At 67.1% G+C, this 25,555-nt stretch carries 22 protein-coding genes and 1 tRNA gene; 15 read left to right on the plus strand and 8 right to left on the minus strand.

The window, feature by feature from the left end; translation table 11 throughout:
- Positions 1-53: 53 nt before the first annotated feature.
- A complete protein-coding gene (locus tag NL241_RS01220) occupies positions 54-1,286 on the plus strand; it encodes a bifunctional glycosyltransferase family 2/GtrA family protein (RefSeq protein ID WP_494396553.1) in 1,233 nt (410 codons plus the stop codon).
- Positions 1,283-3,184 carry an ArnT family glycosyltransferase gene (locus NL241_RS01225; RefSeq protein WP_494396554.1) on the plus strand — a complete coding sequence of 634 codons (1,902 nt, stop codon included), beginning with the start codon at positions 1,283-1,285 and terminating at the stop codon, positions 3,182-3,184. Before NL241_RS01220 ends, NL241_RS01225 begins: the two co-directional genes overlap by 4 nt.
- 30 nt (positions 3,185-3,214) lie before the next feature.
- On the opposite strand, the gene NL241_RS01230 is transcribed toward NL241_RS01225, so the two are convergent.
- Positions 3,215-5,065: an HNH endonuclease signature motif containing protein gene (locus NL241_RS01230; RefSeq protein WP_494396555.1), complete on the minus strand. Its 1,851-nt coding sequence runs from the start codon at positions 5,063-5,065 to the stop codon at positions 3,215-3,217.
- 138 nt (positions 5,066-5,203) lie between these two features.
- A complete protein-coding gene (locus NL241_RS01235) occupies positions 5,204-6,502 on the minus strand; it encodes an aspartate aminotransferase family protein (RefSeq protein WP_494396556.1) in 1,299 nt (432 codons plus the stop codon).
- A 66-nt stretch (positions 6,503-6,568) separates the two neighbouring features.
- On the opposite strand from NL241_RS01235, the gene NL241_RS01240 reads away from it, so the two are divergent.
- From NL241_RS01240 to NL241_RS01260, 5 genes are all read left to right on the plus strand, one after another.
- A complete protein-coding gene (locus NL241_RS01240) occupies positions 6,569-8,446 on the plus strand; it encodes an alkyl/aryl-sulfatase (protein WP_494396557.1) in 1,878 nt (625 codons plus the stop codon).
- 77 nt (positions 8,447-8,523) lie between these two features.
- Entirely contained in the window at positions 8,524-9,324 is an 801-nt protein-coding gene (locus tag NL241_RS01245) for an LLM class flavin-dependent oxidoreductase (RefSeq protein ID WP_494396558.1), read from the plus strand.
- 55 nt (positions 9,325-9,379) lie between these two features.
- Positions 9,380-10,636, plus strand: a complete 1,257-nt coding sequence (locus tag NL241_RS01250) for an LLM class flavin-dependent oxidoreductase (RefSeq protein ID WP_494398454.1) — start codon at positions 9,380-9,382, stop codon at positions 10,634-10,636.
- A 22-nt stretch (positions 10,637-10,658) separates the two neighbouring features.
- A complete protein-coding gene (locus tag NL241_RS01255; protein WP_494396559.1) occupies positions 10,659-11,273 on the plus strand; it encodes a histidine phosphatase family protein in 615 nt (204 codons plus the stop codon).
- Between the two features lie 81 nt (positions 11,274-11,354).
- On the plus strand, positions 11,355-12,158 hold the full coding sequence (locus NL241_RS01260; protein ID WP_487693730.1) for a transglutaminase-like domain-containing protein: 804 nt from the start codon (positions 11,355-11,357) through the stop codon (positions 12,156-12,158).
- Between the two features lie 65 nt (positions 12,159-12,223).
- On the opposite strand, the gene NL241_RS01265 is transcribed toward NL241_RS01260, so the two are convergent.
- Positions 12,224-12,580 (minus strand): LapA family protein, encoded by a 357-nt coding sequence (locus NL241_RS01265; protein ID WP_487693731.1) that lies wholly within the window; start codon positions 12,578-12,580, stop codon positions 12,224-12,226.
- A 93-nt stretch (positions 12,581-12,673) separates the two neighbouring features.
- On the opposite strand from NL241_RS01265, the gene NL241_RS01270 reads away from it, so the two are divergent.
- From NL241_RS01270 to NL241_RS01290, 5 genes are read left to right on the plus strand one after another with little or no spacing between them, the layout of a single operon-like run.
- Positions 12,674-13,630 (plus strand): glycine betaine ABC transporter substrate-binding protein, encoded by a 957-nt coding sequence (locus NL241_RS01270; RefSeq protein ID WP_487693732.1) that lies wholly within the window; start codon positions 12,674-12,676, stop codon positions 13,628-13,630.
- Positions 13,631-13,637: 7 nt separating this feature from the next.
- Positions 13,638-14,741, plus strand: coding sequence for an ABC transporter ATP-binding protein (locus NL241_RS01275; protein WP_494396560.1), 1,104 nt, complete (start codon positions 13,638-13,640; stop codon positions 14,739-14,741).
- Between the two features lie 3 nt (positions 14,742-14,744).
- Positions 14,745-15,410: an ABC transporter permease gene (locus NL241_RS01280; RefSeq protein WP_494396561.1), complete on the plus strand. Its 666-nt coding sequence runs from the start codon at positions 14,745-14,747 to the stop codon at positions 15,408-15,410.
- Positions 15,410-16,195, plus strand: a complete 786-nt coding sequence (locus NL241_RS01285) for an ABC transporter permease (RefSeq protein WP_487693735.1) — start codon at positions 15,410-15,412, stop codon at positions 16,193-16,195. Before NL241_RS01280 ends, NL241_RS01285 begins: the two co-directional genes overlap by 1 nt.
- Positions 16,192-16,785, plus strand: a complete 594-nt coding sequence (locus NL241_RS01290) for a putative glycolipid-binding domain-containing protein (protein WP_487693736.1) — start codon at positions 16,192-16,194, stop codon at positions 16,783-16,785. Before NL241_RS01285 ends, NL241_RS01290 begins: the two co-directional genes overlap by 4 nt.
- Here NL241_RS01290 and NL241_RS01295 read toward each other — a convergent pair.
- Positions 16,748-17,719 (minus strand): prephenate dehydrogenase, encoded by a 972-nt coding sequence (locus NL241_RS01295; protein ID WP_487693737.1) that lies wholly within the window; start codon positions 17,717-17,719, stop codon positions 16,748-16,750. The genes NL241_RS01290 and NL241_RS01295 overlap by 38 nt on opposite strands.
- A 79-nt stretch (positions 17,720-17,798) precedes the next feature.
- Here NL241_RS01295 and NL241_RS01300 point away from each other — a divergent pair, with 79 nt between their 5' ends.
- The 3 genes from NL241_RS01300 (at position 17,799) to NL241_RS01310 (ending at position 18,985) form a co-directional block, all read left to right on the plus strand.
- Entirely contained in the window at positions 17,799-18,326 is a 528-nt protein-coding gene (locus tag NL241_RS01300; RefSeq protein ID WP_487693739.1) for a tRNA adenosine deaminase-associated protein, read from the plus strand.
- A complete protein-coding gene (locus tag NL241_RS01305) occupies positions 18,323-18,775 on the plus strand; it encodes a nucleoside deaminase (RefSeq protein WP_487693740.1) in 453 nt (150 codons plus the stop codon). Before NL241_RS01300 ends, NL241_RS01305 begins: the two co-directional genes overlap by 4 nt.
- A gap of 119 nt (positions 18,776-18,894) precedes the next feature.
- Positions 18,895-18,985, plus strand: a tRNA-Ser gene (locus tag NL241_RS01310).
- A 31-nt stretch (positions 18,986-19,016) separates the two neighbouring features.
- Here the strand turns inward: NL241_RS01310 and NL241_RS01315 are convergent.
- The 4 genes from NL241_RS01315 to NL241_RS01330 form a co-directional block, all read right to left on the minus strand.
- On the minus strand, positions 19,017-19,991 hold the full coding sequence (locus NL241_RS01315) for an alpha/beta fold hydrolase (protein ID WP_494396562.1): 975 nt from the start codon (positions 19,989-19,991) through the stop codon (positions 19,017-19,019).
- A gap of 30 nt (positions 19,992-20,021) precedes the next feature.
- Positions 20,022-21,773: a hypothetical protein gene (locus NL241_RS01320; protein ID WP_494396563.1), complete on the minus strand. Its 1,752-nt coding sequence runs from the start codon at positions 21,771-21,773 to the stop codon at positions 20,022-20,024.
- A gap of 53 nt (positions 21,774-21,826) precedes the next feature.
- Positions 21,827-23,542 carry a hypothetical protein gene (locus NL241_RS01325; protein WP_494396564.1) on the minus strand — a complete coding sequence of 572 codons (1,716 nt, stop codon included), beginning with the start codon at positions 23,540-23,542 and terminating at the stop codon, positions 21,827-21,829.
- A 95-nt stretch (positions 23,543-23,637) separates the two neighbouring features.
- Positions 23,638-25,404: a hypothetical protein gene (locus NL241_RS01330; RefSeq protein ID WP_494396565.1), complete on the minus strand. Its 1,767-nt coding sequence runs from the start codon at positions 25,402-25,404 to the stop codon at positions 23,638-23,640.
- Positions 25,405-25,555 lie beyond the last annotated feature (151 nt).

Consider the following 25,555-nt stretch of genomic DNA (forward strand, 5'->3'; position numbering starts at 1 on the left):
AGCGCATAGCAGACACCCACGTCCAGCCCACGGCCGGATCCGACCATGAATGCATGAGCACAATCGACCTGCCGCGAGCCACGAAGAACGCCGCACTGATCGCCGCCGACCGCGGGGTGCCCGTGCTCGATGTCGTCGTCCCCGTCTACAACGAACAGGACCAACTCGCCGACTCGGTGCGCCGGTTGCACCGCCACCTGAGCGCGGAGTTCCCGTTCCCGTTCCGCATCACCGTCGCCGACAACGCCAGCGTCGACGCCACCCCGAGGATCGCCGAGGAACTGGCCGACGAGTTCGACGAGGTGCGGGTGCGGCGGCTGGAGCTCAAAGGCCGGGGTAGGGCCCTGCATGACGTGTGGTCCACCTCCGATGCACCCGTGCTGGCCTACATGGACGTCGACCTGTCGACCGACCTCGCCGCCCTGGCGCCGCTGGTGGCGCCGCTGATCTCCGGGCATTCGGATCTGGCGATCGGTACCCGGCTGGGACGCGGGTCCAGGGTGGTGCGCGGCGCCAAGCGCGAGGTGATCTCCCGCTGCTACAACCTGCTTCTGCGCTCGACACTGGCCGCCCGGTTCACCGACGCCCAGTGTGGTTTCAAGGCGATCCGAGCGGATGTGGCCGCCAGGCTGCTGCCCCATGTACACGACACCGGCTGGTTCTTCGACACCGAGTTACTGGTGCTTGCCGAACGCAGCGGTATGCGCATCCACGAGGTCCCGGTGGACTGGGTGGACGACCCCGACAGCCGGGTCGACATCGTGGCCACCGCCGTCGCCGACCTCAAGGGCATCGCGCGGCTGCTGGCCGGGCTCACGACGGGCCGGATTCCGGTGGGCGCCATCGGTGTACAGCTGACCCCGGCCGCCGAGCCGCCGCCGTCGCTGCTACGGCAGGTGGTGCGGTTCGCCACCGTGGGGGTGCTGTCCACCCTCGCCTATCTGGTGCTGTTCCTGGCGCTGCGGCCCCTGGGCGCACAAGGTGCGAACCTGGTGGCCCTGCTGGCCACGGCCATCGCCAACACCGCGGCCAACCGTCGCTTCACCTTCGGGGTGCGCGGTCGCGCCCGTGCCGTCCGGCACCAGTTCGAAGGTCTGGTGGTGTTCGCCATCGGATTGGCCCTCACCAGTGGGTCATTGGCGGTGTTGCACTACTTCGGCGAGCCGGCCCGTGCCGTCGAACTCCTGGTGCTGATCTCGGCCAACCTGCTGGCCACCGTTGTCCGTTTCGTCCTGCTGCGCGGCTGGGTGTTCCACCCGCGCCGAACCAACAAGGGAAAATCATGACCGTGCTCGAGACGCCGGTGACCGTCGCCGAATCCGATCCGCAACCAGGGCGTCGCTGGGAGCGCCCCGCGCTGCTGGTTCTGCTGGCCGGTACCGCCGTGCTGTATCTCTGGGCACTGGGGTCGCTGGGGTGGGGCAACGAGTTCTACGCCGCCGCAGTGCAGTCCGGCACGATGGACTGGAAAGCCTGGTTGTTCGGGTCGCTGGACCCCGGTAATTCCATCACCGTCGACAAGCCGCCGGCCTCGATCTGGGTGATGGCCCTGTCCGGCAACATCTTCGGATTCAGCTCGTGGAGCATGCTGGTGCCGCAGGCGCTCATGGGCGTGGCCGCGGTGGGTCTGCTCTATGCCGCCGTGCGGCGCACGTCCGGGCCCGGGGCGGGGTTGCTGGCCGGCCTGGTGTTGGCGCTGACGCCGGTGGCCGCGTTGATGTTCCGATTCAACAACCCTGACGCGCTGCTGGTTCTGCTACTGGTAGTGGCCGCGTACTGCATCGTGCGGGCACTCGACGGCCATGCGGTGCGCTGGACTGCGTTGGCCGGTGTCGCCCTGGGATTCGCCTTCTTGACCAAGCTCTTACAGGCGTTCCTCATCGTGCCCGTGCTGGCGCTGGTGGTGCTCGTCGCCGTGCCCGGCAGCATGTGGAAACGGCTCGGCGCCTTGGTGTCCGGGCTTGTCGCCATGGTGATCTCCGGCGGCTGGTTCGTGGCGCTGGTCAGCATCTGGCCCGCGGACTCCCGGCCCTACATCGGCGGGTCCACCGACAACAGCCTGCTGCAGCTGGCCCTGGGATACAACGGCCTGGGCCGGGTGTTCGGCGGTGACGGCAATCCGACCGCCGGCGCTGACAACGGCGGGCCCATGGGTGGTCCTCCCGGCGGAGGCGGCAACATCATGTTCGGCGGTGACCCTGGGATCACCCGCATGTTCGGGCAGTCGATGGGCACCGAGATCTCCTGGCTCCTGCCCGCTGCCCTGATCGGTCTCGTCGCCGGCCTCTGGTTCACCCGACGAGTCCCGTTCCGAACCGACCGCACCCGGGCCGCGCTCCTGTTGTGGGGCGGCTGGACCGTGGTGACGGCCATCGTGTTCAGCTACATGAAGGGGATCATGCATCCCTACTACACGATCGCACTGGCCCCCGGTATCGCGGGCGTGGTGGCGATCGCGGCGGTCAAGCTGTGGCAGGGGCGCAGGTATCTGTCGGCACGGATCCCGTTGGCGCTCATGCTCGCTGCCACGGGGATCTGGAACTTCGTGCTGCTGAATCGGACACCGGAGTGGCTGCCGTGGCTGCGCTGCGTGGTGCTGGTGGGGGCCATCGTGGTGGCGGCGGTGCTGATTGTCGGCGGCCACCAGCTGGGTCGCTACACCGCGGTGCTGGCGTTCGCCGGCGTGCTCTTCGGGCTGGCCGCCACCGGTGCGTACACCGTGCAGACCGTGGCCAACAGCGCCGGCGGGCCGATTCCGACGTCCGGTCCCGCCCGTGAGGGCGCGGGCTTCCCGGGCTTCCCGGGCGGTGGACCCGGCGGACCCATGGGTGGCGGCGCGTCGGATCAGGTCGAGCAAATGCTGGTCGGGAGCGAACAACGTTGGGCGGCAGCCACTATCGGATCGCACATGGCAGGCAGCCTGCAGTTGGAGACCGGTGCCTCGGTGATGCCGATCGGCGGGTTCACCGGCAGCGACAACGCGCCGACGCTGGCGCAGTTCCAGCAGTACGTCGCCGACGGCGAAGTGGGCTACTTCCTGGTGAGCGAGCGCGGTCCGGGTGGTCCGGGCGGCCCGGGTGGTCGTGACAGCGACTCCGCGGCCACACAGATCACCCAGTGGGTGCAGGACAACTTCGCCGCCCAGACAATCGACGGGACCACGGTCTACGACCTGACTCCCTGACATTCCAGCGGCACTGGCTGACACGCTGGATCAGAACGGCGGGGGTTCGTCGTGGTGGCGAGGCTCCTCCCGGTAGGCGCGGTCGAAGAGACCCTCGCCGTTGCCGGGACCCTCGCCGTTGCCGGCGCGGTGGGCAGCGTTGAGTGCGCGCTCTGCGGCGATGCGGTAGGCGCGGTCTTTGGCCTTGGTGCGTTTTCGTTTCGGCATCTTGACCGACTTGTCGGCGGCCGCTTCTTTTCTCGGGCTGCCCCGCTGCACCGGCGCCGAAGTGGTGTTCACCCGGGGGAACAGGATGCGGCTCAGCGGGATGCTGGTGTAGGTGTGGCCGGTGGGGGTGGTGAAGAGGACGGTGCCGTCGGGTTGTTGGACTTCGGACCAGCCGTCGCGGAAGGTTTTGATCAGGTGGTGATGGCGGCAGTGGCCCTTGAGGTTGGAGGCATGGGTGGGCCCGCCCTCGCCCCAGGGGATGGTGTGATCGAGGTCGGCGTCGCGGATGGGGCGGTCGCAACCCGGAACCCGGCAGGTCAGGTCACGGGCTTGCACGAATTCGCGATCCGCGGCGCGGACGCGGTAGCTCTCGGTCGGGTCGACCGCCGGGGTCTTGATGTGGCGGACTTCGGCACCGGCGGCGATCAGGGCCGCGATCAACGCATTCGGGACCACCCCGTAGCCGGGGATGAACCCCGGCGCAGGGCCCGTCTTGGGAGCTGCTGTGGCGGAGATGGTTTCGTCAGCCGCTGGCGCTTCTGGTGCCGCGGGCTCTGACCCGGGCTCCTCGGCTGCCGGTAGCTCGGCTTCTCGGTCGGCAGGAGCCGGGCTGTGTCGCGGAGCCGACGACGGCGGCTCCTGGTCCTGGCCCGGGTCCGGGTGCACCGGTTGCCCGTGCGGTGTCGCGGGATCGTCGCCGGCGCTGGGCTCGGCTGCGTCAGCCTGCTCGGGCTCGCGGGCCGCAGGCCTGGTGTCCTTGGTGGGGTATGTGATGGTGACGTTGGTGGGGCCGGTGGGGAACACGCCGTCGCCGTGGATCAGCGGATCGGGGTCACCCTCCAGCGCAGGGGCGTCGGCGTAGATGTGCACCACGAACCGCGAGGCCACCCCGTCGTCGGCGGCCGCGGGGCAGATCTCAGAGCCGCACAGGCATTTCAGGTGATCGGCATCAGCGCCCAAAGCTTCGGCGGCATCGGCGAGCCGCTGGTCCAGCGTGCGGGGATCATTGGGGCACACCGCTTTGGCCATGGTGCGCAGTCTGCCCATCAGCAACGCCCCACCCGGTTTGGTCAACCGCATCGTGAGGGTGGTGATGCCGGCCTTGTCGTCGGTGTGCTCCACGGTGACCCCACGCCCGCGCACCGTGTTACGCACCCGCCGCACCGCATCCGGGTCGAACCGTTCGACCCACACATCGACGGCGTTCTTCAACTTGTAGTACGACAGCCCACTCCACCCGCACAGCGTGGCCGCCTCGACACACGCGGCGTCGATGGCCGCCAAAGCCTCGTCATCGACCACCAGTAGGGTGCGTTCCACCACGGTGGCCATCACCCGCAACGAAATCTCCCCTCGGTGAAACAGGGCGGCGAGTTGAGGGAAGCGGTCTCGCATCGCGGCGCCGATCTGCAGTTCGCGATAGGCCCAGCGCGGAGAGATCCCGAAGGCCAGCCCGATCTGGGCCACCACGTCGTCTTCGTCATCGACGGCACCCAGGCAGGTGTCCTCATCGGCATCAGCGAGCCACCGCGCGGCCCACTCCGCCAACAACGCCAACCGCTGCGCTTCCCCGGCGGCGACGAACCGACCCCAGCCCACCGCGGCATCGACGAGCGGGGCGGCTTCACTGCCACCTCGCAACTCGTCGATCACCGCCGGCAATTGCTGGAACATGCCCCGACCATACCGACACCCACCGACAAGTTCCGGCACCGAAAGTGACAGGGCCGGAGCCGAATTGAACGAGCGCGCGGTTTTGTACCGAGACCGCGGCGTGTCGCGTACAAACACGCTCGCTCGCGCTGAGAACCGCTAGAGCAGGTCGTCCAGCACCGACTCGAGGATGTCCAACCCGGAATGCAACTCGAACTCGGAAACCGTCAGCGGCGGGGCGATGCGGAAGATGCCGCCCATCCCGGGCAGCTGCACGATGTTCATGTGCAGACCGCGCTCCAGACATGCCGACGTCACCGATGCACCGAGGGCGTCGGCCGGCGCCTTGGAACTCTTGTCGGCCACCAACTCCAACCCCTGGAGCAGACCCCGCCCGCGGATGTCGCCCACCTGCTCGAATCGCGCTTGCAGCGCCGACAGTCGGGCACCGAGCTGTTCCCCGAGTTCGGCGGCTCGGTGCACCAACTTCTCGCGCTCCACCACCGAGAGCACGGTCAACGCGACGGAGGCCGCCAGGGGATCGGACACATGAGTGGTGAAGAACAGGAAACCCCGTTCATGGCAGACACTTTCGATCTCTTCGCTGGTCACCACCACGGCAACCGGCAGCCCGGCGCCCAGCGTCTTGGACAACGTCAGCAGGTCGGGCACGATCCCGTCACGCTCGAAGGCATACATCAGTCCGGTGCGGCCCACCCCGGTCTGGGCCTCGTCGACGATCAACAACATGCCCCGCTCGGCACACAGCTCCTTGAGGCGGCGCAGATACCCGTCGGGTAGCGGGATGATGCCGCCGCTGGACAGGATGGGCTCCACCAGGCAGGCCGCCAGACTGCCGGAGGACTGCGCGTCCACCGCGGCGAATCCGTAGGCGAGTTCGGACTCCCAGTCGTATGAACCGTCGGCGTGCCGGAACGGCGACCGGTACGCATTCGGGGTGGGCAGCGTGAAGTTGCCCGGCATCGGCGGCCCGTAACCGCGGCGACCGGCGCTGAACGTCGCCGACGATGCGCCCGAGGTCATCCCGTGCCAGGACCGGTCGAAGGAGACGATCTCATAGCGGCCGGTGTACAGCTTGGCCATCTTGATGGCCGCTTCGTTGGATTCGGCGCCGGTGCTCAGCAACAGGGTCTTGGTCAAGGGGTCGGGAAGGGTGTCCGACAACATGCGCGCCAGGTCCACCACCGGCGCGCTGAGCATTCCGCTGTAGAGGTGGTCCAACCTCGACACGGCGCCCGACACGGCCGCCACGATGTCGGGGTGCGAATGTCCCAGCACCGAGCTCATCTGACCGGAGGTGAAATCCAGAATGGCGTTCCCGCCGCGGTCATAGACGTAGCTTCCGTTGCCGCGCTCGATGATTCGCGGGACGAACGTCGCGCCGTAACGCACCACGTGCCGGTCGACATCACTCCAGAACTGATCGCTTCCGTTCATGTACAGACATGCTAGGTGGGCGCGGTCTACTGTGAGGGCACACCAGCGTCGAGGGGGACATCAGCCATGGACCAGAAACCGCCTTCCGCACCGATCGAGGTCGCTCACGCCCAGCATCTGAGCACCCTGCCGTTCGACGACACCGCAGACTTCGCCGACGCCGACCGCGGCTTCATCGGCGCACTCCAGCCGTGTGTGGTCAAGGCCGCCGACGGCAGGGTCGTCTGGGACAACGACGTGTACGGGTTCCTGTCCGGTGAGGCTCCGACGTCGGTGCACCCCAGCCTCTGGCGGCAGTCCACGCTAGCGGCCAAACAAGGCCTGTACGAGGTGGTCGAAGGCATCTACCAGGTGCGCGGCCTGGACCTGTCGAACATCAGCTTCATCGAAGGCAACACCGGCATCATCGTCATCGACCCCCTGGTCTGCACCGAGACCGCCGCCGCGGCACTCGGGCTGTACCGCGCCCATCGCGGCGACCGCCCGGTGATCGCGGTGATCTACACCCACAGCCACGTCGACCATTTCGGTGGTGTTCTCGGCGTGACCACCCAGGCGGACGTCGACGCCGGCAAGGTCGCCGTCATCGCCCCGCAGGGGTTCATCGACCACGCCGTGCAGGAGAACGTGTATGCCGGTACCGCGATGGCCCGCCGCGCCTCCTACATGTACGGCACCGTGCTGGACCGCGGACCGCAGGGCCAAGTGGGTTGCGGCCTGGGCCAAACCCCGTCCACGGGTGAGGTGGCGGTGATCGTGCCGACGCTGGACATCACCACTACCGGCGAGACGCACACCATCGACGGTATCGAGATCGAGTTCCAGATGGCGCCCGGTACCGAGGCGCCCGCCGAGATGCACTTTTACTTCCCGGGGTTCCGCGCGTTGTGCATGGCCGAGAACGCCACCCACAATCTGCACAATCTGCTGACGCTGCGCGGTGCCCTGGTGCGCGACCCGCACGGTTGGTCGGGTTATCTCACCGAGGCCATCGACAGTTTCGGTGACCGCACCGACGTGGTGTTCGCCTCCCATCACTGGCCCACCTGGGGCCGCGAGAGAATCGTCGAATACCTTGGGCTGCAACGGGATCTGTACGCCTACCTGCATGACCAGACGTTGCGGCTGCTCAACCAGGGGCACACCGGCATCGAGATCGCGGAGAACTTCGCCATGCCGCCGGCCCTGGAGAAGGCATGGCACACCCACGGCTACTACGGTTCGGTCAGCCATAATGTCAAGGCCGTTTACCAGCGGTACATGGGCTGGTTCGACGGCAACCCGGCCCGGCTGTGGGCACACCCGCCAGAAGCCATCGGGCCTCGCTACGTGGCGGCGATCGGCGGGCCGGACCGCGTGGTGGAAGTAGCTCGGCAAGCCTTCGACGACGGTGACTTCCGCTGGGCCGCAACCCTGTTGGATCACGTCATCTTCACCGACGAGAATCATGCCGCAGCGCGCGAACTCTACGCCGACACGCTGGAACAGCTGGCCTACGGTGCCGAGAACGCGACCTGGCGCAACTTCTTCCTGGGCGGCGCCACCGAGCTGCGAGTCGGCAATTTCGGTACCCCGACCTCACCGAATTCGCCGACCTTGCTGTCGCAGCTGAGCCCGGAGCAGATCTTCGACGCCCTGGCCATCAACATCAACGGGCCCAACGCGTGGGAACTTGATCTGGCAGTGGACATCTCGTTCACCGACCTGGGCGTGAACTACCGCTTGACGCTGCGCAACGGCGTACTGGTGTACCGCAAGGTACCCGCGGACCGGTCCACCGCCGGAGCGACCCTCACGCTCGCCGCCAAGGTGCGGATCCTGGCCCTGGTTGCCGGGGACTTCACCTCACCCGGCCTCGACATCGACGGTGACCCGCAGGTGCTGCAGCAGTTGGTGGGGGTGCTCGACCGGCCGGACCCGTCCTTCAACATCGTCACACCCTGATCACCCGGGTTTGCGCTACCGAATATGTGAAGCGGTACTGCGTTGATCGATGCCGGTCGCTGCCGGACGCTGGTCAGATGCCCTCATCTGTCATCGGTGCGGTGCTCAGCGCGGCGCAGATCGTCGACGTGCTCGGACCCGGCGCCGCCACCACCCCTGCTGAATTCGGGCGCCTCCTCGACGCATCGGGGATCGACTTCGTGATCCTGCGGCCGGACTCTCCCGCCGACGCGCCCGCGGTCCGCTTCGATCCGACCATCGCGGCGACCGTGCTGGCGCGGCACACTCGTTCCGTCGGACTGGTGGTCGCGATTGCTCCGCTTCGCGACCACCCCTACAACCTGGCCCGTCGCGTCGCGTCGCTGGATCACCTCAGCGGCGGCCGCGCCGGCTGGCTGGTCCTGCCGGACGATCCGGCCGCCCCGCACGGCAGCCTCTGGGCCGAGGCGTCCACCGCCGATGTGCTGGCCGACGCGGTGACGGTGGCCCGTGCGTTGTGGGAGAGCTGGCCGGCCGACTCCATCATCGGAGACGCGCAAACCGGGACGTTCGCCGACTCCTCACGTATCAGCCACGTCGACCATGCTGGGGTGCATCAGGTTTCGGGACCGCTCAACGTCCCAGAACCTCCCCAGTCGAAAGTGCCGATATTCGCGGAGACGGCCCTGGTGCCTCATGCCGATGTGTATCTCGACGCTGACCAGGTGACACTGGTATCCCGGCCCGGACCCGCAGAAACCGCGATCAGGGCTGCCGCAGAGCACGTTCGGCCGGGATCCGAACCAGCGCCCGGCACGACCTTGCGCCGACGTCTTGGCCTGCCGGCACCCCATTCCGTCCTGCGCGCGCCGCTGCGCAGCGCGTTCCCGGCGGCCTGAGAGACGAAAGGACAAGCCCGTGACCGAACCATCCCAGGTGATCCTCAACGTCAACGTGCTCGATGTCGGAATCGCCCCTGGCGCATGGGCACTCGACGACGTACACCCGCGGTCGTTCGTGGACGCCGAGCATTTCGCCAACGTCGCACGCATCGCCGAGCGCGGCACGCTGGATGCGTTCTTCCTCGCCGACGGACCCGGGTTCTGGGACAACCCACGCTTCAAGCCGACCCGCGGCCTGGAACCCACCGTCATCCTGGCCGCGGCGGCCGCGGCCAGCGAGCGGCTGGGCCTGATCGGCACGCTGTCCACCACCTTCAACGATCCGATCGAGCTCGCCGAGCGCATCCTGTCCCTGGACACCGTGAGCGGTGGACGCGTGGCGTGGAACGTCGTCACCACCTATGCACCGCAGGCAGCCCCCAACTTCGGCCTGCACACCCTGCCCGACCGCGACGAGCGGTACCGGCGCGCCGAGGAATTCATCGCGCTGGTCACCGCACTGTGGGCCGGCGCCGGACAGGGTGCGCCGGTGCGCCACCACGGCGAGTTCTTCCCGAACGTCAGTCACACCGTCGCGGTCCCGCCGTCCGCCCAGGGCTATCCGCCGCTGGTTCAAGCCGGGGGATCACCTGCGGGCCGGCGACTCGCGGGCCGCACCGCCCACGCCGTCTTCTCCGCCGAACTGACTCTGCAGCAGGGCATCACGCACTACAACCAGGTCAAGGACATCGCCCGCGCGGCCGGCCGCAACCCCGATGACGTCAAGATCCTGCCCGGCCTGATCACCACCATCGGCTCCACCGAAGCCGAGGCCGTCGCCCGCCACGCCCACCTCAACAACTCCACCGCCGCCAAGGCGACGCTGGCCCGTCTCGAGCTCACCTTGGGAGTGTCGCTGGATGAATTGGATTGGGACCGGCCACTTCCGGCAGCGCTGCTCGACGGCCCGCCCGATCCGCAGACCTACTCCGGTTCGCTCGGCTTCCGGGAATCGGTGGTGGGGCTGGCGCGCGAGCGGAACCTGACCGTCGCTCAACTGGTCCGTGAACTCGCCGGCAGCAGCGGGCACCGGGCCGTGGTCGGAACGCCCGAGCAGGTGGCCGACACCATCGAGGAGTGGTTCCGGCGCGGCGCGGCCGACGGTTTCAATCTGATGCCGGACGCCATTCCGTCCGGATTGGAAACCTTCGTCGACGAGGTGGTTCCGATCCTGCGTCGCCGCGGGCTGTTCCGCCACGAGTACCAGGAGACGACGCTGCGCGAGCGGTTCGGTGTCCCTCTGCACCAGGGTGCGCTGCAACCCCTGTGACGGGGCCCCTAGGGTGGCCGCCATGCAACTGCTTCTGATCCGCCACGCGTTGCCCCACCGCACCGAGCACGGGCAGGGATCGGACCCGGACCTGGCCGCCGAGGGCATCGAGCAGGCGCAACGGCTCCCGGAGGCGTTGCGGCGGTACCCACTGGCGAGGTTGGTCAGCAGCCCGCAGCGTCGCGCCGTGCAGACCGCAGGCCCGCTGTCACAAGCGTGCGGCCTGCCCGTCGAGATCGACGAGCGACTGGCCGAATACGACCGGGACATGGCCGCCTACGTGCCGGTGGAGTTGTTGCGTTCGGAGCGGCCGCAGGACTGGGCCAGGATGGCTGATGGGCATCTGCCCGGCGGTGTCGACGAAGAGGCGTTCCGCGCACGGATCGGTGCGGCGCTGGCCGACATCGTGGCCGACGCTGCTCACGAGGACACCGTTGCGGTGTTCAGCCACGGAGGGGTGATCAATGTCCTGTTGCACGAGATCCTGGGCACCCGAAGGCTGCTGTCATTTCCGATCGATTACGCCTCGGTGACGCGGCTGCTGTACTCGCGGACCGGCCAGGCCACCGTCGCCGCGGTGAACGGTACCGAACACGTGTGGGACCTCTTGCCCCGCAACCAACGCCGAGCGAAGTGATGCGAGTCATGGTTTCATCAGTTGGCAGTCAGGGTAGATAGCGGCGTGCCCTTGCGACTTCCCAAGAGAAAGCGTGCCGAGATGAAGCGTGACGTCGGTGCCGAACTCGATGTGGACATCACCGCCCCCACCACCCTCGAGTTCCAGATCGCCGTCGCCCCGCAGCCCGGCGCGCAGGTCACCGAGGAATTGTCGTTCACGTTGGACGGTAAGGAGATTCGTCCGCAAGAGATCATCGGTGAGCACGGCAACCGGATCCACAAGTTCGACGCGGGTGTCGGCAACCTCAGAGCGTCGTATACGGCGACGATCCTCGGCCAGGCCGACCCCGCGCCGGTCACCGACATCGAGCTGTCGACGTATCTGCGGCCCAGCCGTTACGCCGAGGCCGACAAGTTCTTCGGTTTCGCCGGCACCGAATTCGGTGCCTACGCCGACTCGGCGACCATCCTGGAGAAGGTGTCGTCGTGGGTGGGCACCAGGCTCTCCTATGTCCCCGGCTCCAGCGACCCGATCGACGGCGCCGTCGACACCCTGCTGGCGGGCGCCGGTGTGTGCCGCGACTACGCGCATCTGACGGTGGCGTTACTCCGGGCGGTCAACGTGCCGGCCCGGCTGGTCGCGGTGTACGCGCCGGGTTGCCAGCCGATGGATTTCCACGCCGTCGCGGAGGCATTCGTCGACGGACACTGGCGGGTGGTCGACGCCACCTGCCTGGCGCCGCGTCAGGCCATGGTGCGAATCGCGACCGGCCGCGACGCCGCTGATACCGCGTTCCTGGACAACCACAACGGCGCAATCACGTTGAACAACGCCACCGTCACCGCCGTCGTGGACGGCGACTTGCCCAGGGACTCGGTGGACCAGCTGGTCTCGATCCGTTAGATCGACCGGGTGCGATTGTCTCGCTCCTCACCGGCTTCGTCCCTCAGCCGGATCGGTCGACTCGACTACAACCCCGCCTTGAGGTTCTTCTTCGCGGCCCGGCGCAGCTGGAAGATCCGCACGGCACCGACGGCGACGGTCAGAAGACCGCCCGCCACCGCGGCGAACAGGATCGCCACACCCAACGGCAGGCTCCAGTGCCAGCCCAGGAACGCGAACTCCGCGTATTCGGTGTTCTGCGCGATGAAGATCAGCAGCACGATCAGGATGAGGAAACCCAGGATGAGTGATCCCCAGAGGGCGGCGGCGCGGGTGCGTTTCACGGCCGACTGCGGCAGGGGTTTGGCACCGTGCGGGGCGACCGCCGGGTCGAAGGGGTCCGGCTCCCCGGAATGAGGTGCCATGGACGGATCGGTGCTCATAGCCTCATCATTGCCCTCAAAATGGCCGATGCAAACCATTCAGCGGGAGCTAAAAGATGTCGTGAACCGGCATACCACGCTAGGGTCGGCCAGATGACCACGCTGCGAGAACGCACGCGGACCCTGTTGCTTGCGGTGTGGGTGATCGCCCTTGGTGCCGCATTGACCGCCTGCGGCAGTTCCAATCCGCTCGGCGGGGGCGAGATCTCCGGCGACCTCAAGACGCTCACCGTCGGTTCGGCGGACTTCCCGGAGTCAAAGATCATCGCCGAGATCTACGCCCAGGCGCTGGAGGCCAACGACTTCACCATCTCCCGCCAGTTCGGGATCGGCAGCCGTGAGACCTACATCCCGGCGTTGCAAGACTTCTCCATCAACCTGGTCCCCGAATACACCGGCAACCTGCTGAAGTATTTCGATCCGGAAGCCACCGCCACCACACCCGATGACGTGGAGTTGGCCCTTTACCGGGTACTGCCCGGTGCGCTGTCGATGCTCACCCCGTCGCCGGCCGAGGACGTCGACACCCTGGCCGTCACCGCACAGACCGCTCAGCGCTGGAACCTCAAGACCATCGCCGACCTCGCAGCGCACTCCGCCGAGGTGAAGCTGGGGGCACCGTCGGAGTTCCTCAACCGCACCGAGGGGGTGCCGGGGCTGGCGCGCAACTACGGACTCAACATCACCCCCAACAACTTCATCGCGATCAGCGACGGCGGCGGACCCGCGACCGTGCGGGCGCTGGCCGACGGTACGGTCACCGCCGCAAATATCTTCAGCACCTCGCCATCGATCCCGCAGAACAACTTCGTGGTGCTCGAAGACCCGAAGAACAACTTCCCGGCGGCCAACGTGGTGCCCGTCGTCAGCTCGCAGAAGATGTCCGATGAACTGAAGAACATCCTGAACGCGGTCTCGGCCAAGCTCACCACCGAAGGCCTGATCGAACTCAACAGCGCAGTGGAGGGTAATCAAGGTGTCGACCCGGACGAAGCGGCGCAGAAGTGGGTGCAGGACAACGGCTTCGACAAGCCCTTCGCAGAAAAGTGATGCATAGATGATCACCTTCGACCAGGTGACCAAGCGGTACCCCGACGGGACGGTTGCCGTCGACGCGCTCGATCTGGAAGTTCCGGAGGGCACCCTCGCGGTGTTCGTCGGTCCGTCGGGCTGCGGCAAGACCACATCGATGCGGATGATCAACCGGATGATCGACCCGACATCAGGCACCTTGACCGTCGACGGAAAAGACGTCACCAAGGTCGACCCGGTCAAGCTGCGCCTCGGGATCGGCTACGTCATCCAGAGCGCCGGACTGATGCCGCACCAACGGGTGATCGACAACGTCGCCACCGTTCCCGTGTTGCGCGGCGAATCCCGCAGGACCGCACGCAAAGCCGCCTACGGTGTGCTCGAGCGCGTCGGCCTGGATCCCAAGCTGGCCAACCGGTATCCGGCACAGCTGTCCGGCGGCCAGCAGCAGCGTGTCGGCGTTGCTCGTGCCCTGGCCGCCGACCCACCGATCCTGCTGATGGACGAGCCGTTCTCCGCCGTCGACCCGGTGGTGCGCGAGGACCTGCAGACCGAGATCCTGCGCCTGCAAAGCGAGTTGAAGAAGACCGTCGTCTTCGTCACCCATGACATCGACGAGGCCATCAAACTCGGCGACAAGGTGGCGGTGTTCGGCCGCGGCGGGGTGTTGCAGCAGTACGACGCGCCCAGCCGGCTGCTGTCCAACCCGGCCAACGACGCGGTGGCCGGGTTCGTCGGCGCCGACCGCGGCTACCGCGGCCTGCAGTTCTTCGGCGCCACCGGCATTCCGCTGCACGAGCTCCGGCACGTCACCGACGCCGAGATCGACGCATTGCAACTCGGTGACGGCGACTGGGTGCTGGTCACCAAGGACGACGGCACACCGTACGCGTGGATCGACGCCGAAGGGGTGAAGCTGCACCGCGGCGGCAGCTCCCTGTATGACAGCACCATCGCGGGCGGCTCCCTGTTCCGGCCCGATCACACCCTGCGGCAGGCCCTGGATGCGGCGCTGTCGTCGCCGTCGGGCCTCGGCGTGGCCGTCGACAACGCCGGTCAGGTGGCCGGCGGGGTGAAGGCCGACGATGTACTCGTCGCGCTGGAGAAGCAACGCGCGAGTCGGGCCTGACACGTGCAGTACCTGTTCACCCACCTCGACGACCTGTGGACGTTGACGGTCATCCACCTGCGGCTGTCGCTGGTGCCGATCGTCCTGGGGCTGATCATCGCGGTGCCGCTGGGAGCGCTGGTGCGGCGCACCACGTTCCTGCGGCGGCTCACCACCGTCACGGCCAGCATCATCTTCACCATCCCGTCGCTGGCGCTGTTCGTGGTGCTGCCGCTGATCATCCCGACCCGCATCCTCGACGAAGCCAACGTCATCGTCGCCCTGACGCTCTACACCGTGGCCCTGCTGGTGCGGGCGGTGCCCGAAGCGCTGGACGCGGTGAACCCGGCGGTGCTCGACGCCGCCACCGCCGTCGGGTACAAACCGTTCACCCGGTTGGTGAAAGTCGAACTGCCGCTGGCCATTCCGGTGCTGGTGGCCAGCCTGCGCGTGGTCGCGGTCACCAACATCTCGATGGTGTCGGTGGGTTCGGTGATCGGTATCGGCGGCCTGGGCACCTGGTTCACCGAGGGCTATCAGTCCAACAAGAGCGATCAGATCGTCGGCGGCATCATCGCGATCTTCGTCCTGGCCATCATCATCGACACACTCATCATGGTGCTCGGTAAAGCCGCCACCCCCTGGACGCGCGCCAGCCGACCGAAGGCCCGAGCAAAGGTGGAGGCCTGATGGGACCCGCGAATTTCCTCAGTGAGGCCTTGAGCTTCATCTTCACCGCCGCCAACTGGGGCGGCCCGGCCGGCCTGGGCGCCCGCATCCTCGAACACCTGCAGTACACCTTTGTCGCCGTCCTGTTCTCGGTGCTCGTCGCCGTCCCGGTGGGCATGCTGATCGGCCACACCGGGCGTGGCACCTTCCTGGTGGTCACGGGGGTCAACGCGCTGCGCGCCCTGCCCACCCTCGGTGTGCTCCTGCTCGGTGTGCTGCTGTGGGGGCTGGGTCTGGTGCCCCCGACGGTGGCGCTGATGCTGTTGGGCATCCCCCCACTGCTGGCCGGCACCTACTCGGGCATCGCCAATGTCGACCGCAACGTCGTCGACGCCGCCCGCTCGATGGGGATGACGGAGTCGCGGATCCTGCTGCGCGTCGAGACACCCAACGCGTTACCGCTGATCCTCGGTGGGCTGCGGACCGCGACGCTGCAGATCGTGGCCACCGCCACGGTCGCGGCCTACGCGAGCCTCGGTGGTCTGGGGCGCTACCTGATCGACGGGATCAAGGTGCGCGAGTTCTACCTGGCGCTGGTCGGCGCCCTGATGGTGACCCTGCTGGCGCTCATCCTGGACGGCTTGCTCGCGCTGGCGGTGTGGGCGTCGGTACCGGGGACGGGCCGGTTCGGGCGAGTACCACAGCCCCTCCTGGACGACGAGGTTGCCCTGGAATCCCGTCCGGTCAATTCAAGTGCCGGACCGGGCTACGAACGTGGCGGCTCGTCGCATACGGTAGAGGAATGAGTGCAGCCACCGCTCAGAACGACAGTGCCTGGCCGAAGATCCTGACGTGGAGCGCCCACGATGTCCCGCGGATGGAATCGGTACGGGTGCAGCTGTCGGGCAAGCGAATCAAGGCCTACGGCCGAATCGTGTCCGCCGCCACCGACGCCACACCGGCGTTCAGCGCGTCCTATGACCTGGTGACCGACGAACGGGGCGCCACCAAACGGCTGTCGTTGACCGTCACGTGCGCCGAGCGGGAAAGACAGCTCTCGATCGCCCGCGACGAAGAGAACATGTGGGTGATCCAGCAGCATTCCGGGCAGACGTCGCGCTCGGAGTTCGACGGTGCACTCGACGTCGACGTGGTGTTCAGCCCGTTCTTCAACGCGTTGCCCATCCGGCGTACCGGCCTTCACGAACATGCCGATTCGGTCACCCTGCCCGTGGTGTACGTGCGGATCCCCGATCTCGAGGTGGCGCCCGCCACCATCAGCTACACCAGCGGCGGTGACGGCATCAAGCTGCACTCACCGGTCGCCGAGACCACCGTCACCGTCGACTCCGACGGTTTCATCCTCGAGTACCCCGGGTTGGCAGGGCGGATCTGATCACCCCGCCCGCGCGGCCGGCCGCGGCCAGCGCGGTGCGCCACCCGTTCTCACCGATGGTGATGGTCATGATGTCGGGGCGGGTGAAACTGTCGTAACTGATCCGTGCGGCGTGGCCTGCCTCCACCAGCGCGGCAACCGACTGCTTCTCGGCAAGCGACGTCCGCGCCTTGGACAGCAGCTCGATCGCGCGGTCGAGCACGGTCAGTAGTTCGTCGGCGTTGGCCTCACACATCGCCCGGACCAGGTCCGGTGCGGTGGCCGCCACCCGGGTGCTGTCCCGGAACGAACCGGCCGCCAGCGCAAACGCGAGCGGGATGTCGGCCGCGGTGGCGGCCAGGGCTTCGGCTGTCAGGTGCGGCAGGTGGCTGATGGCCGCGGCGGCGGTGTCGTGCTCGTCGGCGCGCGCCGGGACCACGAACGCGCCGCAGTCCAGGGCCAGCGTCATGACCGTCGCCCACACACCGGCGTCCACATGCTCGTCCACCGACACCACCCAGGCAGTCCCGGTGAACAGATCGGCGTCACCGGCGGCCCACCCCGAAAAGGCGGTGCCGGTCATCGGGTGCCCACCGACGTAGCTGGTCAACAGACCGGCGGCGGCCACCTCGGCGCGTACGGCGCCCTTGACGCTGATCACATCGGTCAGTGGGCAGTGCGGTGCGACCTCCGCGATGTGGGCCAGCATCAGAGGCACTGCGGGCATCGGAACGGCCAGCACGATCAGCGCCTCGTCCCCGGCGGCGCGGCGCAACGTCGAGGTCAGGTCGGTGGAGGCGTCGAATCCGTCGGACGTGGCGGCCTGGGCGCCGTCGACGGAACGGTTGTAGCCGTAGACAGTTCGGCCGGCTGCCGCGGCCGCTCGCATCAACGAGCCGCCGATCAATCCGAGTCCGAGCACGCAGACCGGCGTGCCTGCCTTCGCGACGTTCACCCACCAAGGGTTCCACATTCCCCGACGTCAACCGTGATGCCCTGGTCAACGGGGTGGGTGAGTATTAGCGTTAGCAACCATGGGACCGCAGCGCGCCTCGCAGCAGGATGCGACACAAGCGCCGGACACGCCTGACGGCTTCGGTGTCGCGGTCGTCCGGGAAGACGGCAAGTGGCGCTGCACGGCGCTGAAATCCGCCGCGCTCAACAGCCTCAAGGCCGCTGAAACCGAACTGCGCGAGTTGCGCAGCAGTGGAGCGGTGTTCGGTCTGCTGGACATCGATGACGAGTTCTTCGTGATCGTGCGGCCGGCGCCGTCGCGCACCCGGTTGCTGCTGTCCGACGCCACCGCCGCCCTGGACTACGACATCGCCTACGAGGTCCTGGAGAAGCTCGACATCGATGTCGACGAGGAGGAACTCGAGGAGTCCGATCCCTTCGAGGAGGGCGACCTCGGCGTGCTGGCCGACCTCGGGCTGCCGGAGGGTGTGCTCGGGGTGATCCTCGCCGACGCCGAGTTGTACGCCGACGAACAGCTGGTCAGGATCGCGCGGGAGATGGGGTTCGGCGACGAGCTGACGGCCGTGCTGGACAAACTCGAGCGGTGATCTCGGACGAACAGCTGATTCGCTCCGCGCTCGATGCCGCCGCTGCGGCCGGGCCGCGCGATGTGCCCATCGGAGCGGTGGTGTTCGACGCCGCGGGCATCGAACTGGCGCGGGCCGCCAATGCCCGGGAGGCGTCGGGCGATCCGACCGCCCATGCCGAGATCCTGGCCCTGCGCGAGGCCGCGGTGGTGCACGGCGACGGATGGCGGCTCGAGGGTGCGACGTTGGCGGTGACCGTCGAACCCTGCACCATGTGCGCCGGTGCGCTGGTGATGGCACGGGTGGGACGGCTGGTGTTCGGCGCGTGGGAACCCAAGACCGGGGCCGTCGGCTCGCTGTGGGACGTGGTGCGTGACCGGCGGCTGACCCACCGGCCCCAGGTGCGCGGCGGGGTGCTGGCCGCCGAGTGCGCAGCGCCGCTGGAGGAGTTCTTCGCGCGGCAGCGGTGATTCGGGGCGCCGCGATTGCAGCCGTGGTCGCGCACGGACCTTGGCCGCAGCCCTGGGTGCAATCTCGAGGCCGATCCACCGATTAGGGCGTGCGGCGAGGGACCGGTAAGCTGCCACACGGTGGCGTGTCCGAGCGGCCTAAGGAGCACGCCTCGAAAGCGTGTGACGGGTAACCCCCGTCCGAGGGTTCAAATCCCTCCGCCACCGCCACAAGCTCACCCGCCATCCAGTGCAGGTCGAGCTATGTCTCGAGCCCGGCCAGCCACTCGTCCAACGTGGCGACGTAGGTCTGCGGGTCGCTGCCGTGCATCGAATGCGGCATCTCCGGGAACGTGCGCAACGTGAACGGATTGCCCGCGCCCTCGATCAGCCGGCGCGCGTAGGCCACCTGCTGGTCGCTGACCGCGCCCAAGAGATTGCCCGTCTCCGGATCCACGAAGTGGAAGTGGTGGGTGAACAACACCGGCACCTTGACCTGGCGCAGCATCGCCTCATGGTCACAGGTGAGCGCCACGCGGCCCGAGACGAACGCATCACCCCATTCGGGGTCGTACTCGCGCAGGTTCTGCGGTGGCTCGCCTGCGTCGTTCGCGGCCCCGCCGACCAGTTGCATCCGGCGTAGCCACTCGGGCAGTTCACGACCCATCGCCGCCTGCATCCCGGCGTAGTCCCCGATGGACCACTGCGGGCCGAGCCACTTGTGCCACACCTGGAAGATAGCCCCGATACCCTGGCGGATCGACTGTCCGACAGCAGGATTCGTCTGTGACGAGAACAGCGGCGGATCCTCGTAGTAGGCGGCCCGGATCTGCCCGGGTGCCGCGAACGCCGACAGCCACGCCGCGATCACGCCACCGGAGGACAACCCGCACACCACAACATCTCGTCGGGGCTGGGCCGCCCGCACCACCAGGTCGATGAAGCGCACCAGGTCACCGCCGAACAGGTCCAGGCTGTAGCGGCCAGGTGTCCACGTCGAGCGACCCTGGCCGCGCAGGTCGACGGCGTACACCTGATAGCGGTCGGCCAGCAGCGTCATCACCTGCTCGTAACCCCACCACGATTCGCTCTGCCCCGGAATCAGCAGTAGAGCCGGACGGGCCGGGTCGCCGGCGACGGCGTAGTTCATCCGGATCTCGCCGAGGTCCACCAGGTGTTCGGGAAACGCGTGCTCGACGAACAGCTCTGGGTGGTCGCTGTATTCGAGGTAGGTCATGGCACCAACGTAGCCAGCCCCCGTCGTGGGTTATGCCGCAGCGTCGCTGCTCTCGCTGTCGGAGTCGGTATTCCCGGCATCACGCTCGGCCCGCCTGGTGTCGTTGCGCGAGGAGTAGCTGCCGTCGGAATCGGCCTCTGACTCGGTGTCGTCGGACGGGGCGGTGTCGTCGTCCTCAGCGTCCGGCTCCTCGTCGGCCGAAGCCTCGTCGTCGGCCGGTGTCTCCTCGTCGGCCGGTGTCTCGTCGGTTACGTCGTCCTCGACCGGGGAGTCCTCGACCGGAGCTTCCTCGACCGCGGCGTCTTCGGTCGGCGCATCCTCGCTGCTGTCGTCGGCGACCGGCACGGCGTCACCGGACGGCTCGCTGCCGGCCTGCCGTGCATCCGGTGCCGCATCGGCCTCAGGAACCGGCAGTACTCCCAGGATCGCGCTCTCGACCTGCTCCGAGACATCGATGACAAAAGCGGTGCTCTGGTTGATGACGTTGTTGGCGGCGTCGAAGGCGCCGACCAGGGCCCGTGCACCGGCGTAGATGGCATCGTCCACCTGCTCGGCTATCACGTGGGGCAGGGCCACGATGTCCTCGGGAAGGCCGAATGCCTCCAGCAGGTGTGAGACGGCATTGGCGATGTCGCGGTTGGCGAAGACCAGTGCTGCGGTGATGGTTCCGCGCTCGGAGTCCGGCGAGAACAAGTTGATGCCGAAGTCGAAGGGCACCTGTGCCACCTCACCGAGCGTGTCGACGGTGAGGTTGAACGAGTCGAAGCTGCCTGCGACCAGAACGGCCGTGGCGGCGAGATACCGTTCCGGGCTCAGCGGGCCGTCGCCGATCTGGGCCAGCGCATCGATCACCGCCGACGTGGCTGTCGTGATGACACCCGGAATCGGCACCCCTTCTGCGTCCTTGTAGCCGAAGATGCCGTTGAAGACAGAGTTGAACCCCTGTTGCGCCGACAGCAGACCTTCGTCGACGACACTGGCCGGGATCCGGACACCCAGTTGCAACGGGGCAAACGCGATGGCCGTCACCGCATTGGTGACGGTTTCGATCAGCGCGCTCCCGGTGACCATGGACCCGGCTCCGATCACACGGCGGACGGTCTCGAGGGCGTTGAGGGTCTCGATTCGCACCAGATCGACCGCGCCGTACGACAGATCGAAGCCGGCGTTGGCAACCGCCTGCGCTATCAGGCCGCCCCCGTTGGCGGCCAACGCGACGCTGCCGATGCCGGAGGACACCAGGTTGGTGTAGTTCCTGAATGTCAACGGGTCGTTGAGAACGGCGACGGTCGCGGAGAGCACGTTCGACAGCGACCCGAGTACCACGCTGCTGAGCAGATCGGCGACCTGCTGCCCCGTCAACACCACCACGTCGTTGCTGTCGCCGACGAAGAACGCCAGCTGGCGCAAGGAGCGTTCGTTGTTGACGTCCAAGGTCTCGAACAAGAACCGCAGAGCCCGGCTGTCGGTGGCGTCCATCAGGGAATCGAAGATCTGCCTGTTGAGCGTGATCGCCGAGTTGAGCCCGTCGACCAGGGTCTGACCCGGGACGGCGGCTATCTCGGCGACGGCTGCATTGAACTGCTTGACCTGCACGAGTAGATCGTTGAAGAACGCGATGACCTCACCCGGGGTGACCGTCAGCTGGATGTCGGTGATGGTGACGTTCGGGACGGTCACCGTGCGGTCGTTTGCGGGGATGGCGATCGGTGCCAAGGCGACGGCAGTCGCAGCCGTCAGCGAGACGCCGGCGGTCAGGTAGGACCGGGCAGAGATCTGCATGCGTGTGAGTTCCTCGGGTTGATGGGCTGATGCGTAATTGATGTGACGTTCGCTTACGCTGCAGCGCTGCCGGCGGTTTCGCTGTCTTGCTTTTCGGCTTTCTCGGCTTCGCGCTGCGCCCTGCGGTCATCGTTCCTGGACGTGTGGCTTCCCGTGTTCTCGGACTCCTGGTCAGCGGCAGTGTCGTCGCCGGCAGGTGCGTCGTCCTCCGTGGAAGTCTTGTCCTCCGCGGGAGTCTCGTCCTCGACTGCATCCTCTTCGTCCGAAACCGCCTCAGTTGCAGTGTCTTCCGCGGAGGACTCGTCGTCGGAGCTGTCATCGACCACCGATGCGGTGGCGATCGGCGACGGCTCTGAGGACGTTTCGGGCGCAGAGGGCTCCGGCTCGGCCTCGGATCCGGTTCCCAGGATTGCGTTTTCGACCGAGTGAGATACGTCGACGATGAACGTCGCGCCGTTGTCGATCACATCGATGGCGGCGTTGAGGCCGCCGACGGCCGCGCCCGCTCCGGCGCGAATCACGTCGTTGACCTGGCTGGTGAGCGCCAACGGCACATTCACCACGTTCTCCGGCAGGCCGAGGGCCTGCAAGAGTCCGGCGATGGCACCGGCGACCTGATTGTTGAAGCGGATGATCACGTTGGTGAGGCTGGGGGCTTGCTCGTCCGGGTCGAGAATGTTGATTCCGAGATCGAAGGGAACCTTGGAAACGGCGGCCGCGGTATCGACGCTCTTGTTGAAGACGTCGAACCCGCCGGATGTCAGCAGCCGGGCGGCGCCCGTGTAGCTCAACACGCTGAGCGGGTCCTCGCCGATCGCGCGGATGGCCAACGACAGCGCGGTCCCCGCGATCGAGATGATGCCGGGGACGTATTCGCCGTCCGGACCGCTCCGGGTGCCGACCAGGCCGTCGAACACAGCGTTGAATCCGTCCTCCAATCCGCCGAGGACGTCGCCGGTCAGCGCGAGAGGCAGGATGGCCCCCAGTTGCAGGGGCGCAATGGTGATGGCCTGCGCCGCGGCCACGACGGCCTGGATCAGCGGGCTCCCGGTTGCCTGGGCTCCGACATTGATCAAACCTCGAACGGTATTGATGGCGTTGTTGATCTGGGCTTCCATCAGCTCGACACCGGTGTGGGCGAGCTCGAACCCGAGATTGCCGACGGTCCGGACGCTTTGGGCCGCAGCGTTGGTCATCAGCGTGGCCGACGCCACGACCGCTGCCGGCACCCGTACCCACTCGTAGAACGACAGCGGATCGTTGGCCACCCTGACAACTGCTGCAACAACATTCGCCAACCCGCCATTGACGATGGCGCCGAGCAGATCGGCGAGGTCCCTGCCGGAGAACACGATCGCGTTGTTGGCGTGGCCGATCGCCGCCGCGAGCGAACCGAGGCCGTTGTCGCCGCTGAGCCGCAGCGTCTGGAACAGCGCCTGAAGTGTCAGGTTGTCGGTGGAGCTGACCAGCATGTCGAAGAACTGATCGTTGAGCGCGATGGCCGAACGCAGTGCCTCGACCACCGTCTGACCGGGAATCCGCGCGGCCTCGGCCACTGCGGCGTTGAACTCGGTCAGCTGTGCCTGCAGGTTGGCGAAGAACTCTCGCACCTCGCCGGGGGTGACGGTCAGTTGGATGTCCGAGATGGTGACGCTCGGGACAGTGACCGTCCGATCGTTTGCGGGCGCGGTGATCGGCGTCAGCGCGATAGCGGTCGCGGTAGTGAGGGATAGGCCGGCGGCGAGGCACGAGCGCGCGGAAATCTGCATGAATTGGCCGTTTCTGGTTATCGAGGTGTGCTGAGGATGAGTCGAGCTGAAGTGGGCCCACCCTCGCGAGTGGGCCCTCTCTTCGGGGTCACTGATTACGCAGTGGCGCCACCGTCCGAGCTGTTGTCGGAAGCGCTGTCGCGTTCTGTCTTCCTGGCCTCGCGCGCCGCCTTGCGGTCGTCGTTCTTGGACGCGTAGCTGCCCTTGTCGTCGGGGTTGTCATCGTCGGGGTCGTCAGCGTCGTCGGCGTCGTCAGCAGTGGGAGCCTCGTTGTCATCGGAGGCTTCATCGTCCGCGGGGGTCTTGTCGGACACCGTGTCCTCGTCCGTGACGGTGTTTTCCACCGCGTCCTTCCCGGTGTCGTCGACGACTGCAACCTCGTCACCCGACGGATCCGGCTCACGAGCGTAGGACAATGCGGGAGGTGCCGACGGGGCGGCACCCACGCCCGCGCCGGGCAGGACCCCGAAGATCGTGCTCTCGATCTGGTTGGAGACGTCGATCACGAAGTTCGACGTGTCGGCGACCAGATTGTTGGCGATGACGAGACCCTCGGTCAGCGCTGCTGCCCCCGCGTTGATGACGGCGTTGAGTTGCCCGGCGATGGCCAACGGCAGGTTGGCAACTGTTTCCGGAAGGCCCACTGCCGTAAGCAGATTCGACAGGGCCGCGGCGATCTCGGTGTTGAGACCGGTGAGGGCCGTGGTCAGGCTCGGACCGTCATCGGCGGGAACCGGATTGATGAGTTCGACGCCGAGCTGGAACGGCAGCTGTGCGACATTGCCGAACGTCTGGACCGACTCGTTGAACGTCGCGAAGCCACCGGCGAGCAGCGCGGCCGTGGCGAACAGGTAGCTGCTCGGGTCCAGCGGGTTGTTGCCGATGGCTCCAATGGCGTCCTGCAGTGAGCCGCCGATGATGTTGACGATGCCGGGGTCGTCGCCGTACGAACCGATCAAGCCCGCGAAGACCTCATCGAACCCGACCTGCAACGCGTAGAGGGTCTCATCGGCCACCCAGAACGGGAGGTCGATCCCCAGCTGCACCGGCGCGATGAAAATGCTTTGCACCGCGGCGTTCACGGCCTCGATGATCTGGCTCCCGGTGGCGCCGGCCGCGACATCCATCAGCCCACGCACCGACCAGACGGCGTTGTCGATCTGGTCCCAGACCGCCTCGACACCGAACTCGGCGAACTCCAAGCCGGCAGTGCCAAGGGTGTGAACGATGCCGAGGCTGTTGTCGGCGAGCAGTTGGCCGGTGGCCACGCCAGCACCCAGGAGGCCGGCGTAGTTGGCGAAGCTCAGCGGGTTGTTGGCCACTGCGACCACGGCGGACAAGACGTTCGACAGCGACCCGGTGACCGCACTGGTCACGAGATTCAGGACGGTGTCGGTAGTGGTGTAGATGGTTCCGGTCGAGAGTTCGACGGTCTCGAGGAGTGAGTACAGCCCGTTGTCGGACGTGGCCTGGAGGGCGTCGAGCAATGCCAGGAGCGTCGCGTTGGTGGTGGCGCTGCGCAGGCTGTTGTACAGCGAGTCGGTCAGGCCGATTGTGGTGAGAAGCCCGTCGGCCAGAGTGTCACCCGGCAACGCCACCGCGGCTGCGATCGACTCGTTGAAACCTGCGAGCTCTGACTGCAGGGCGGAGAAGAAGGCCTGGATGTCGGCGGGCGTGACGGTCAGTTGGATCTCTGAGACCGTCACGTTCGGCACGGTGCTCACGCGATCGTTTGCGGGAACAGCGATGGGGGTCAGCGCAATGGCACCGGCCGTAGTTAGCGACAGACCTGCGGCGAGGTATGAGCGGGCTGAAAGCTGCATGTCCGGGCGCTTCCTAGTTAATTGGTCGGATGCATTCAACAGCTTAGGCGACACTCTCAGCTTCTGCTAAGGATCCACCGAAAACGCACCACCCGATCGGACTTTGAGCTCTAGGCCCGCGGAGTTGATCCGGTCCCGGGTCCACTGCAGGCAGACTCAGCAAAACCAATCACGCTGGCTGTCATCATCC

It is taken from the genome of Mycolicibacterium sp. SMGY-1XX (genome assembly GCF_059132455.1).

Bases quoted from the DNA above. Each gene is read 5' to 3' on its own strand.
- NL241_RS01290 (WP_487693736.1), top strand. From the start codon at position 16,192: ATGAGTGCAGCCACCGCTCAGAACGACAGTGCCTGGCCGAAGATCCTG.
- NL241_RS01260 (WP_487693730.1), top strand. From the start codon at position 11,355: ATGAAGCGTGACGTCGGTGCCGAACTCGATGTGGACATCACCGCCCCC.
- NL241_RS01235 (WP_494396556.1), bottom strand. From the start codon at position 6,502: ATGAACGGAAGCGATCAGTTCTGGAGTGATGTCGACCGGCACGTGGTG.
- NL241_RS01230 (WP_494396555.1), bottom strand. From the start codon at position 5,065: ATGTTCCAGCAATTGCCGGCGGTGATCGACGAGTTGCGAGGTGGCAGT.
- NL241_RS01225 (WP_494396554.1), top strand. From the start codon at position 1,283: ATGACCGTGCTCGAGACGCCGGTGACCGTCGCCGAATCCGATCCGCAA.
- NL241_RS01320 (WP_494396563.1), bottom strand. From the start codon at position 21,773: ATGCAGATCTCTGCCCGGTCCTACCTGACCGCCGGCGTCTCGCTGACG.
- NL241_RS01240 (WP_494396557.1), top strand. From the start codon at position 6,569: ATGGACCAGAAACCGCCTTCCGCACCGATCGAGGTCGCTCACGCCCAG.
- NL241_RS01300 (WP_487693739.1), top strand. From the start codon at position 17,799: ATGGGACCGCAGCGCGCCTCGCAGCAGGATGCGACACAAGCGCCGGAC.
- NL241_RS01275 (WP_494396560.1), top strand. From the start codon at position 13,638: ATGATCACCTTCGACCAGGTGACCAAGCGGTACCCCGACGGGACGGTT.
- NL241_RS01325 (WP_494396564.1), bottom strand. From the start codon at position 23,542: ATGCAGATTTCCGCGCGCTCGTGCCTCGCCGCCGGCCTATCCCTCACT.
- NL241_RS01285 (WP_487693735.1), top strand. From the start codon at position 15,410: ATGGGACCCGCGAATTTCCTCAGTGAGGCCTTGAGCTTCATCTTCACC.
- NL241_RS01315 (WP_494396562.1), bottom strand. From the start codon at position 19,991: ATGACCTACCTCGAATACAGCGACCACCCAGAGCTGTTCGTCGAGCAC.
- NL241_RS01270 (WP_487693732.1), top strand. From the start codon at position 12,674: ATGACCACGCTGCGAGAACGCACGCGGACCCTGTTGCTTGCGGTGTGG.
- NL241_RS01245 (WP_494396558.1), top strand. From the start codon at position 8,524: ATGCCCTCATCTGTCATCGGTGCGGTGCTCAGCGCGGCGCAGATCGTC.
- NL241_RS01265 (WP_487693731.1), bottom strand. From the start codon at position 12,580: ATGAGCACCGATCCGTCCATGGCACCTCATTCCGGGGAGCCGGACCCC.
- NL241_RS01255 (WP_494396559.1), top strand. From the start codon at position 10,659: ATGCAACTGCTTCTGATCCGCCACGCGTTGCCCCACCGCACCGAGCAC.
- NL241_RS01220 (WP_494396553.1), top strand. From the start codon at position 54: ATGAGCACAATCGACCTGCCGCGAGCCACGAAGAACGCCGCACTGATC.